General features: G+C 66.0%; 1 protein-coding gene. It reads left to right on the top strand.

Annotated features, from left to right (window positions below):
* On the top strand, positions 1 to 854 hold an 854-nt coding region (gene thrC, locus AM506_RS23485; RefSeq protein WP_082386473.1), incomplete at both ends, for a threonine synthase.

Raw genomic sequence — 854 nt, 5'->3', positions numbered from 1 at the left:
TCTCCTATGCCGAGATCGCCTTCCGGGTGATGAAGCCCTTCGTCAACGGCGAGATCGACGACGAGACCTTCCGCGGCATCGTCGAGGAGGCCTACGCCACCTTCAGCCACGACGCCGTGGTGCCGCTGAACCAGCTCGATGCCAACCACTTCCTGCTCGAGCTGTTCCACGGCCCGACCCTGGCCTTCAAGGACGTGGCGCTGCAGCTGCTGGGCCGCATCCTCGACCACTTCCTGAAGAAGCGCGGCGAGCGGGCGGTGATCATGGGGGCGACCTCCGGCGACACCGGCTCGGCCGCCATCGAGGGCTGCCGCCACTGCGACAACCTCGACATCTTCATCCTCCACCCCCACAACCGGGTCTCGGAGGTACAGCGCCGCCAGATGACCACGGTGCTGGCGGACAACGTCTTCAACGTCGCCATCGAGGGCAACTTCGACGACGCCCAGGCGATGGTCAAGGCGAGCTTCGCCGACCAGTCCTTCCTGAATGGCACCTGCCTGGTGGCGGTCAACTCCATCAACTGGGCGCGCATCATGGCCCAGATCGTCTACTACGTGGCCTCCGCCGTGGCGCTGGGCGCGCCGCAGCGCGAGGTGAGCTTCTGCGTGCCCTCGGCCAACTTCGGCAACGTCTTCGCCGGCTACATGGCCTACCGCATGGGGCTGCCGGTGGAGCGCTTCGTCATCGCCACCAACGCCAACGACATCCTGCACCGCACCCTGGCAGCCAACGACTTCTCGAAGCAGGAGCTCAAGGCGACTCTGGCGCCCTCCATGGATATCGTGGTGTCGTCCAACTTCGAGCGGCTGCTGTTCGAGGCCTACGAGCGTGACGGCGCCGCCGTGGCCGAA

The sequence above is a fragment of the Rossellomorea vietnamensis genome, from assembly GCF_001305855.1.
In the GTDB taxonomy this organism is placed as follows: Bacteria; Bacillota; Bacilli; order Bacillales; family Bacillaceae_B; genus Rossellomorea; species Rossellomorea vietnamensis_A.
This window is presented reverse-complemented; position numbering and strand designations above follow the sequence as displayed.